The sequence below is a fragment of the Acinetobacter sp. GSS19 genome (genome assembly GCF_028621895.1).
GTDB lineage: Bacteria > Pseudomonadota > Gammaproteobacteria > Pseudomonadales > Moraxellaceae > Acinetobacter.
Genome location: NZ_CP117520.1, coordinates 721832 through 732227, shown reverse-complemented (window position 1 = coordinate 732227; position 10396 = coordinate 721832). Strand labels below are relative to the sequence as shown.

The window sequence follows — 10396 nt, the reverse complement described above, 5'->3', positions numbered from 1 at the left end:
AAATGATTCAAATTCTTTTAATTATTTGTATTTATTAAAAATCTATTCGGGTTTAACACCATACGAGATAACTTCAACTCGTCGATTTGGCAGGTTGCATTTATCACGCGCGACTTTATTTTTAGGAAAGCGTGCTCGACAATCTGAGATCAGCGGTTCAGTCTCACCACGGCCTTCGATGTTGATGGTTTTATTCTGAATACCACTGCTCATCAATAGACTACGTACAGTTTCAGCACGATGGATAGAAAGCTGCTCGTTATACTCGTTAGTGCCTTCTGGATCAGTATGTCCTACAACCATCACATGCATGATATGGTCACCGTCTTTCACAATGTCTTGCGCAACCGCATACACCTCTTCTCGACCTTTTTGCAAAATGTCGTTAATTCCTGATTTTCCAAATGCAAATAATGCATTGGTTTGTAAGGTATATTTTTTATACGGAACCGGTACACGCTGTTTGACGACCTGAGGACAAACTTTTTTCTGGTCGACACGTGAAATGGTGTTTATTTGTTCAAGATACTTTGGCATCAAGTCTCTGGTGGTCTGCTCATCAAGATGCTGTAACTGGATTTGTCCATTTGTACCTGGAATAAACTTGATAAAATTGACCGAACCCGGCTTGAATGTCTGGACATTTTTTTGACGGCGAATGTTGTAATAATCTGCTTTGGGATCAGTAAAATTTGCCACGATGTTGCCATATGCTGCGCAGACTGACGTGATTTTATATCCCCCATCCTGTAAAGAAGTAAGATATTCACCATCAATAAAAACATTCACAGCAGGCCCTGAAATTTGTCCAGGTTCACGAATAAACACCACCAAAGCACGATCCACAGGAAGCTTACTTGTATCTGCATCAATTGCAGTCACGGGTTTAAAGGTTGTCCACCGTTCTAACGGCAGTTTTTTCGGAGTTGATGTGCAGCCAATTGCACTTAAGACAACTGCTGCAATCAAAGCTGTTTTTTTAATATTCATATAAATCCAACCCTCTTATTTTTCTTAAAAAGCCCGGTAGTTCAACTGGGCACTTTCAGGCTTATTTCTTTATCATCATGTTTTATTTTTAACCCACATCACTGATCAAGTACTCCTCAATCAGAAATATAATAAATACTATTTAACACCTTTCGAATAAATAATAAACCTAAAACACAAACCCCATAATCAAAAACCAAAACCCATAAAAATAAAAATTCACAAAAACAAAAACACCAAAAACAAGCAACTTAGTGGCTTTGGCTTATTTTTACAAAACAAATCCCATAACCAATAATACAAAACCCAGAAATATTTATTTTCAATTTAACTATTTTCAAAAACTAAAAAACATCAAAATAAATTAGTTTTAAATCAAAAAAAATATTAAATTTATCTATATGTTATTGTTTTTTAAAATTTATTATATTTACGAATCAAGCAATAGCATCTTTTAAAAATAAAAAAACCAACCAGAAAATTAAAATTAAATAAAAACTCCAAAACCAAAGAAAAATTATAAAATTAAAAACCACAAAAAAATACATTTAAAATTAAATTAAAAATAAATAATAAAAATATCAAATACATTTAATAAAAATAAATCCAATAAACTTTAAAATTCAACAAAATCACAAATCAACAAACCCATAAAAACCCTATGGTTTAAATATATAAATTTAAATTAATATTAAAAATAAAAAACCATGCAAAATAAAAATAAACAACAATATAAAATCAATCTTACCCTTCAATATAAAAATAGAATTCAAATAATAATTTCACTTTCAGAGCAAGAATATCTCAATCTAATTTATTTATTTTCAATAGCTTATTTACTCTTTTCCCTAAGCTCATCATTTAATTTTAAGTAAATTCTTTTTAAATTTTTTCTTTAATATTCATGCGTTGTTATATGTGAAAAATCAAACAATAAATATTTTTATAAAATCAATAAGGTAAACCCGATTTATTCTTATTTTTTACATTCTTTCTTACTTGATGAGACTCTAACTTTCCTGGAGAAGATCTCCTAAATGGATGAATAATTCATAAAAATTTCTTGCAAGATTTAGCTATAAACAGCATCAATCACCTTACATTTTTTCGTATTCCATCCAGAAACCAGTAGATTCATATCGCAAAAAACTATCTAAAGGTTATCCAATTCTCACTTGAGGAAGGCTATCATTGCATTTCAATACAATTAACCATTGAATGCTGCCAGGACTTTCCTTGATGATTTTGGCTCTGCGTGAGCGCATCCCTCGATCATAGCTTTCATCAAACTACTGTCAGATGGCGCAAAGAACGGTTTTATAATTCTGGAAAGATCATCATTTACTTGAACGATTCACCCGAAAAAACTGCCTCACGCTGAAACCCAAATGATGCCTCAGCAGCTCAAATTGGATCGTAAAGCTCAATTTGAATCAGTCTGATGTCTCTTTTTTACAGTCTTTTGACCACGTCAGTTTAGAAGGCTATTCGAGAAGGAAATCCAAAAATTGATGGAAAGCTGAGCAGTTTTACCCTCAAATCTGCAGTCAAGAATAAAAAACAATTCAACAATACAGACGATGGTCTGCAAATAAAAATCCCCAGAGCCAAAACTCCAGGGATAGTCTACTTTCCAGCTAGATTCGATCGTTACTTTACTTTTTGTAAACGTAGGGCATTCATAACGACCGAGAGCGAGCTGAGCGACATGGCCAAGGCTGCCAACATCGGCGTCAACAGCAGCCCAGTGATGGGATAAAATAACCCAGCAGCAATCGGAACACCCAAGCCATTATATACAAAGGAAAATGCCAGATTCTGTTTCATATTGCGCACACCGAGTTTAGCCATATGCAAGGCATCCGCCACACCACGAATATCCCCTTTGACCAATGTCACCTGCGCGGTCTGTTTGGCAATATCCGTGCCGTTGCCCATGGCAATCCCAACATTCGCCTGTGCCAGTGCAGGTGCATCATTAATTCCATCACCCGCCATTGCCACAATACGGCCTTGTTGCTGATATTTTTTCACAATATCCAGTTTCTGTGTGGGATCCAGATTGCCATAGACATGCTGGATTCCAAGCTCCGCAGCCACCCACTGTGCATTCTGCTGATGATCGCCCGTCGCCATAATCACTTCGATATGGTCAGCACGTAACTGCTGGATCACTTGCTGTGCATTCTGCTTAATCGCATCATAGACAATAATATACGCCAGCACTTCCTGTTTACTGGCCAGAAAACTGACCACATCGCCTTGAGCACGGGACTGATCCAGTTGTCGTTGCAGGTCAGGTGATAAAGACAATTGCAACAGTTCCAGTAATTTCTGGCTACCTACATAGAGCAATTGTCCATGTAAAGTACCTTTTACCCCAAAGCCTGTGACTTCTTCAAAATCATTCACCGCAATTAAAACCGAAGGATCCGCGAGTTTCGTCAAGCTTTGTGCAATCGGATGAGTGGAATACTGCTCAATCGATGCAATCCATTGCTGCATTTGCTGTTGGGATGCGGATGTACTGAGTGCAACAACCTCTTTCACACTCGGTTTCCCTTCAGTTAAAGTACCGGTTTTATCAATGATCAGTGTATTGACTTTACTAAGTGCTTCAATTGCTTCAGCATCCTTGAACAGCACCCCTTTTTGTGCAGCACGTCCTGTTGTTGCCATCACCGACATTGGCGTAGCCAATCCCAAAGCACATGGACAGGCAATAATCAGAACTGCCACGGCGCACATTAAGGCCAAATCGAAGCCAACCTGCCCGATCAGCATCCAAGCGGCAAAGGTAATAGCACTAATCAGTAACACCACAATGACAAAATATTTTGCCACCACGTCCGCCAGACGTTGTAAAGGCGCTTTTGAACGCTGAGCCTCTGCCACAGTTTGAATCATTTTCGCTAAGACCGTCTGATTCCCAACCGCTGTGGTTTTAATCCGGATACTGCCTTGCTGGTTGACCGTACCTCCAATGACACGGTCATCCTTTTCTTTTTTCACTGGCACCGGTTCACCCGTCATCATGGCTTCATCAATGTAGGTTTTTCCTTCAACAACAATGCCATCAAGTGGTACCTGCTCACCTGAAGAAATCTGCAAAATGTCGCCCTGTTTAATTTGGCTAATCTGCACATCAACTACCTGACCATTCTCTACACGCTTGGCTTTAGCAGGCTGCAAGCGCAATAAGGCACGTAGCGAATCAGCAGTCTGAGCTCGTGCTTTCAGCTCCATGACCTGCCCAAGCAAACTCAAAGACACAATGGTACAAGCCGCCTCGTAATACACTGCGACACCATGGCCAGTTTTAGCCGCATCCGGAATCAGGCTTGGGAAAATGGTTGCCACCAGACTATAGAGAAAAGCAGCCAATACCCCTACCCCGATCAGGCTCCACATATTGAGATGACCGGTTTTATAAGAAATCCAAGAACGCTGGAAAATCGGATATCCCGCCCAAAGAACGACCGGCAGGCTCAATACCAGTTCGATCCAAGGCTGAATATGCTGTGGAATCAGTGGATACAGATGCGATCCCATCGCCAGCACCAGCACGATCAAACTCAAAGGTAAGGTCCACCAGAAACGTCGGCTGAAATCCACAAGTTCCGGGTTTGGACCTTCATCTAAAGTAGGTTGCATCGGCTCAAGTGCCATACCGCAAATCGGACAAATCCCAGGACCTTTCTGCACAATTTCTGGATCCATTGGGCAAGTATACAAAAGGCCTTCTGCACCTTCAGGCACAGGTCGCTGATCTGCTGGAATCAGATAAAACTCCGGATCCTGCTGAAACTTATCTAGACAAGAGGGATTACAGAAATGGTAGATTTTACCCTGATAATCGGTTTTTAAATCGGTGGTAGGATCAACTTGCATCCCACACACCGGGTCAATTTCAGCAGTCGTTGTGGCTTGATCATGACTCCCACCACAGCAAGATGACTTTTTAACAGTTTGCTGCTGTACAGGTTGAGGACTACAACAGGTGCTAGCAGCAACTGTTGGCTGTTTGTCAGACTCGCCACAGCAGGAGGATTTTTTTGCCGTCGTTTTCACATACTGCTCGGGAGTCGCCAGAAATTTATCCAGACATTTTGGATTGCAAAAATAGTAGGTTTTACCCTGATATTTGGTTTTTAAATCAGTGCCGGGATCAACCTGCATCCCACACACCGGGTCAATTTCAGCCGCCATTGTGGCTTGATTCTGGTTCCCACCACAACAAGATGATTTTTTAGCAGTTTGCTGCTGCACAGTTTGAGGGCTACAACAGGTACGAGCAGCAACTGTTGGCTGTTTTTCTGATCCGCCACAACAGGTAGATTTTTTTGCCGTCGTTTTTACATACTGCTCGGGAGTCGCCAGAAATTTATCCAGACATTTTGGATTGCAAAAATAGTAGGTCTGTCCTTGGTATTCGGTCTGCGGTTTTGCAGGGTCACTAACCTGCATGCCACAGACAGGGTCAATGGCCGTAAACACTTCTTTAGATTTACTTCCACAACCACAGCCTGTTGGAGTATTTGCATTTAAAGATGTCCGCCCACAACCTGAGTCCACTGCATTCGGTTTAGTTGATGACGCACAGCAACGGGTTGCTGTCGCTGAATCGGAATCGTCAGACTGTAAATACTGCTGCGGACTCTGACTAAACTTCTGTTGACAACTCGCGCTACAAAATAAATAACGTTGATTTTGATAATCGACGAAATACGCAGTGTCCTCTTGAACAGACATCCCACACACTGGATCTCGCTGGATTACTTGTTCAGAATTTTTTGCTGCGGAACAACAGACCGGTTTTTGTTGTTGTGTCATCAGAAGTTCCTCCTTTGCAATGACGTTTATGCTAAGATAAAGTCCGTACTCGGGTACAGAGTCAAGTCTTTTTTGTGAGGTAGCAAATGCTCACGATTGGAAAACTGGCAAAGCATTGTCAGATAAATGTGGAAACCATCCGTTACTATCAGCGTATCGGTTTGATGCGGGTGCCAGAAACCACGCAGAGTTACCGCTATTACAATGATAAAGACATCGAAACCCTAAGTTTTATTCAAAAAGCCAAAGATGCCGGCTTACAGTTGAATGAAATTCAGGAATTATTGCAGCTCGAACTGGATGACCGTGCACAGGTGCGTCAGGTCATTGAACAGCGTCTGGCCAAAATCGACCAACGTATCGAAGAATTACAGGCCTTAAAAAAACGTCTGTCCAGCTGGATTGCCGAATGTAAAAATACTCAGGAAACTAGCTGCCCGATTTTAAAACAACTTAAACATAAGCCACTCTAGTCCATTCTCATCTTAAACCGCTTTTCACGTGTTTATCATGAGGTGGATATATGAGGGTCACCTTTTATTCAGGATTTAAGATTCATGCGCGTTTCACTGCAGCAACTCCGTCAAACTCTGCGCCGCCAACGCAGGAAGGTGAACCGTTTCCAGCAACGTCAGGCTGAACAACGGGTTTGGCAACAGTTGATTCGTTTACCTGAATTTCATCAGGCTAAAAACGTTGGCGTATACCTTGATGCCTTCGGAGAGATCGCGACCCAGCGTATTATCCGTTCCTGTTTTCAGCAGAAAAAAAACGTCTATTTACCGATGATCTGTAGCATGAACCAGCATTTGGTCTGGGTTCAAATCAATGCGAATCAGTATCAAAACCGACGCTTTTCCCATCACCCCCTTGGGATGCGTGAACCGATGGCAAATCGTGGACATCAGGTCAAAACGCTCGATATGCTGCTCATGCCATTACTCGCGTGTGATATGCAAGGAACCCGTATTGGCATGGGGGGCGGCTTCTATGATCGAACCTTGTCCCGTGCACCTAGACAACCCTTTCGTCTGGGCCTCGCCCATGAATTTCAGCGCATCGTGTTCCCTTTACCGCGCGAAGTATGGGATCAGCCAGTCGATGCGTTATTGACACCAAAAAACTGTTACCGTTTTAAACGATAAAAAGAAAACCTTATAAATCGTATTGTTATAAAACTCTTCATCATGTACGCAATTTTTGAACAATTTATTAAAACTCACCCTTGTAATTTCTAAAATACCCATCACTATAAAAAACATGGCAACACCGTTGTCACTCATTAGGAGTGCCCATGTCTGAACTTATTATGAATGAACAAACCTTAGAGCCTCAGGTTCCAAGTGTATTACCACTTTTAGCGTTACGCGATGTGGTGGTTTATCCACATATGCAAATTGCGCTATTCGTAGGTCGTGAAAAATCGATCAATGCAGTTGATGTGGCTCGTAACAGTGACAATTTAGTATTTGTAGTTGCACAAAAAGATTCGCTTACAGAAGAAATTGATCACGACAATCTTTATCAATACGGTACTGTCGCGAAGATTGTGCAAGTTGTGAATCACGAAAATGATGAAAACTGTATTAAGGTTCTTATCGAAGGCTTGTATCGATCTAAACTCGACAAGATTATCGATGCTGATACGCACCTGACGGCAGAGCACAGCTTAAGTCCGATGAGTATGCATCTTGATGAAGCCACTCGCGGCACACGTCTGCAAGAACTGAAAGTTCTCTTTGCCCAATATGCAGAAGCCAAATTACGTAATGCGCGTGAACTGGTCGCTGCGGCAAATAAAATTGATGATCTTTTGCAACTGCTGTTTTTTGTTGCTACTCGTGTCCCATTAAATATTGATATCAAACAGAAGTTTCTGGAACATGACGAATTCGAAGCACACTTGCAAGAATTGATGACTTATTTGTTGCAGCAGTCAGAAGAGCAACAAATCGAGCAAAGTCTGCATGAAAGTGTAAAACGTCAGATGGAGAAAAACCAACGCGAATACTTCCTCAATGAAAAGATGAAGGTCATTCAGCGTGAACTGTCTGATATGAATGGCGGTGCAGAAGATGACGTCGCTGAAATTGAACGCCGTCTGGCAGAAGCAGATCTGCCGGAGCATGTCCGCAAAAAAGCTGAAGCGGAATTCCGCAAACTGAAAGCCATGCAACCGGCTTCAAGTGAAGCGGCCGTGGTGCGTAATTATCTGGAAGTCATTCTGGATACCCCATGGAACAAGGCTAGCAAAGTCAGCATCAACCTGAATAAAGCACAGGAAATTCTGGATGCCGACCACTATGGTCTAGATGAAGTGAAAGAACGCATTGTTGAATACCTCGCGGTACAGTCACGTGTGAAAAAACTTCGTGGTCCAATTCTGTGCTTGGTTGGTCCTCCAGGGGTAGGTAAAACTTCTTTAGGTGCATCGATTGCGAAAGCCACAGGCCGTGAGTTTGTACGTATGGCCCTCGGTGGTGTGCGTGACGAAGCGGAAATCCGTGGTCACCGTCGTACCTATATTGGTGCGATGCCAGGTAAAATCGTGCAGTCATTGACTAAAGTCGGTGTGAAAAACCCATTGTTCTTGCTCGATGAAATCGACAAGATGGCGCAAGATTACCGAGGCGATCCGGCTTCTGCATTGCTTGAAGTACTTGATCCATCGCAAAACAACAAGTTCAACGATCACTATCTTGACCTTGATCTTGACCTGTCTGAAGTGATGTTCATCTGTACCGCAAACAGCATGAATATTCCTGAAGCATTGTTGGACCGTATGGAAGTGATACGTCTGCCGGGTTATACCGAAGATGAAAAAGTGAACATTGCCGAACGTTATTTAGTGCCAAAAGCCATCAAAGACAATGGCTTGCGCAGTAAAGAACTCAGCGTGCATGAAGAAGCAATCCGTGACATCGTACGTCGTTATACCCGTGAAGCCGGTGTGCGTAATTTGGAGCGTGAAGTTTCTAAAATTGCCCGCAAGGTCGTGAAAGAAGCCGTTAGCTCGAAAGCGAAAAACCTGCATGTTGAAGTCACTGAAGCGACATTGCCAGATTATTTAGGCCCGCAAAAGTTCGATTACGGCATGGTGGAAGAAGAAGCTGAAGTCGGCCGCGTTAATGGTCTTGCGTGGACGTCAGTCGGTGGTGAACTGCTCACCATTGAAGTGGCGACCATGAAAGGTAAAGGCTCTTTCATCACCACCGGTTCACTCGGTGATGTGATGCAGGAATCGATCAAGGCCGCAATGACCGTCGTGCGTACACGCGCAGACAGTCTAGGCATTGAATCTTCCGTGTTTGCCGAAACGGATGTGCATGTGCATTTACCGGAAGGTGCAACACCCAAAGATGGTCCATCAGCAGGTTTGGCACTGACGACTGCTCTGGTCTCTGCATTTACTGGAATTCCGGTACGTCCAGACATCGCCATGACCGGTGAAACCAGCTTGCGTGGTCGTGCAATGCGCATCGGTGGTTTAAAAGAGAAACTTCTGGCAGCCCATCGCGGTGGTATTAAACTGGTGTTTATCCCTCAAGAAAACGTGCGTGATCTGGCAGAAATCCCAGAGAATGTAAAAGAGGGGCTGGAAATTAAAGCCGTACGCAGCATTGATGAAATCTTGCCGCTGGCTTTAATCAGCGCACCAAAACCGTTGGCAAAAACACCGATTGTCAAACCGGTAGAAGAGTCTAAAGTAGCACGTCATTAATTGAAGTGTGCAATCAAAAAAAGAGAGCTCCGGCTCTCTTTTTTTGTAAAGGCAACTTGAAAAATGCGACACACACCTCATTTTATTTTTACATGCGATTGGTTTCTTCATGATTTGATTGCCGAATCGTATGGCCATCTGTATCTCCAGACAGATGGTCTTTTTCGCAGTCCGGATTCCCCCTTGAAGGACTGCGTTTTTTTATCTTATGTATTCCCTCATTGCTGTTAATGATGTTTTTTAAATCATCAAATTCCCCTCCCATAGCGATCTATCTGCAATGCTCGTTATAATGCTGAAAATTCACGGCGAACAGTAATTATGAAAATTCGGATTCTGACCATTGGCCAAAAAATGCCTGCCTGGGTACTGACCGGGTTTGAAGATTATTTCAAACGTATTCAGCCTTTTGTGCAAACCCAGATCATTGAGCTTCCCATGGCTAAACGCGGAAAAAATGATTCTGAAGCGGATATTCTGAAATATTGCCAGTCAGAAGGTGAAAGTATTTTAAATGCACTGAAACCCAATGAAACCCTGATTGCACTGGAAGTGGGTGGCCGTGAACTCAGTACCGAGAAATTGGCCGAAACCATGAAAAACTGGATGCTGGAAGGCAATGATATTGCTCTCGCGATTGGTGGACCTGATGGTCTCTCCGATCAAGTCCGTCAAGCGGCAGCTTGGCACTGGTCACTATCCAAATTGACCCTGCCCCATCCGTTGGTGCGTGTCATGCTGATCGAGCAGCTGTATCGTGCCATGAGTATTAACCATAATCATCCATATCACCGTGCCTAACCCTCGCTGTACAGCGTTGCAGTATTGCAACAATATGTTGAAGCAATCGTG

The 10396-nt window shown here is 42.5% G+C and carries 6 protein-coding genes; 4 read left to right on the top strand and 2 right to left on the bottom strand.

All coding sequences use genetic code 11. The features are described from left to right. Window positions 1-42: 42 nt before the first annotated feature. On the bottom strand, window positions 43-990 hold the full coding sequence (locus tag PGW99_RS03600) for an OmpA family protein (RefSeq protein ID WP_273778748.1): 948 nt from the start codon (window positions 988-990) through the stop codon (window positions 43-45). A gap of 1650 nt (window positions 991-2640) precedes the next feature. Continuing rightward, window positions 2641-5823, bottom strand: coding sequence for a heavy metal translocating P-type ATPase (locus PGW99_RS03595; RefSeq protein ID WP_273778746.1), 3183 nt, complete (start codon window positions 5821-5823; stop codon window positions 2641-2643). An 86-nt stretch (window positions 5824-5909) separates the two neighbouring features. Here PGW99_RS03595 and PGW99_RS03590 point away from each other — a divergent pair, with 86 nt between their 5' ends. The 4 genes from PGW99_RS03590 (at window position 5910) to rlmH (ending at window position 10345) form a co-directional block, all read left to right on the top strand. Further along, complete coding sequence (locus tag PGW99_RS03590) at window positions 5910-6296, top strand: MerR family transcriptional regulator (RefSeq protein WP_273778745.1); 387 nt, start codon at window positions 5910-5912, stop codon at window positions 6294-6296. An 84-nt stretch (window positions 6297-6380) separates the two neighbouring features. Next, entirely contained in the window at window positions 6381-6968 is a 588-nt protein-coding gene (locus PGW99_RS03585) for a 5-formyltetrahydrofolate cyclo-ligase (RefSeq protein WP_273778743.1), read from the top strand. Window positions 6969-7117: 149 nt separating this feature from the next. Beyond that, window positions 7118-9544 carry an endopeptidase La gene (lon, locus tag PGW99_RS03580; protein WP_273778742.1) on the top strand — a complete coding sequence of 809 codons (2427 nt, stop codon included), beginning with the start codon at window positions 7118-7120 and terminating at the stop codon, window positions 9542-9544. A 321-nt stretch (window positions 9545-9865) separates the two neighbouring features. Next, the gene (gene rlmH / locus PGW99_RS03575; protein ID WP_273778741.1) at window positions 9866-10345 is read left to right on the top strand and encodes a 23S rRNA (pseudouridine(1915)-N(3))-methyltransferase RlmH; all 480 of its coding nucleotides are present in this window, start codon (window positions 9866-9868) and stop codon (window positions 10343-10345) included. The last annotated feature ends 51 nt before the right edge of the window (window positions 10346-10396 follow it).

What these genes read in the sequence shown, in the direction of transcription:
- PGW99_RS03600 (WP_273778748.1), bottom strand. Translation starts at nt 990, where the DNA reads ATGAATATTAAAAAAACAGCTTTGATTGCAGCAGTTGTCTTAAGTGCA.
- PGW99_RS03595 (WP_273778746.1), bottom strand. Translation starts at nt 5,823, where the DNA reads ATGACACAACAACAAAAACCGGTCTGTTGTTCCGCAGCAAAAAATTCT.
- PGW99_RS03590 (WP_273778745.1), top strand. Translation starts at nt 5,910, where the DNA reads ATGCTCACGATTGGAAAACTGGCAAAGCATTGTCAGATAAATGTGGAA.
- PGW99_RS03585 (WP_273778743.1), top strand. Translation starts at nt 6,381, where the DNA reads ATGCGCGTTTCACTGCAGCAACTCCGTCAAACTCTGCGCCGCCAACGC.
- lon (WP_273778742.1), top strand. Translation starts at nt 7,118, where the DNA reads ATGTCTGAACTTATTATGAATGAACAAACCTTAGAGCCTCAGGTTCCA.
- rlmH (WP_273778741.1), top strand. Translation starts at nt 9,866, where the DNA reads ATGAAAATTCGGATTCTGACCATTGGCCAAAAAATGCCTGCCTGGGTA.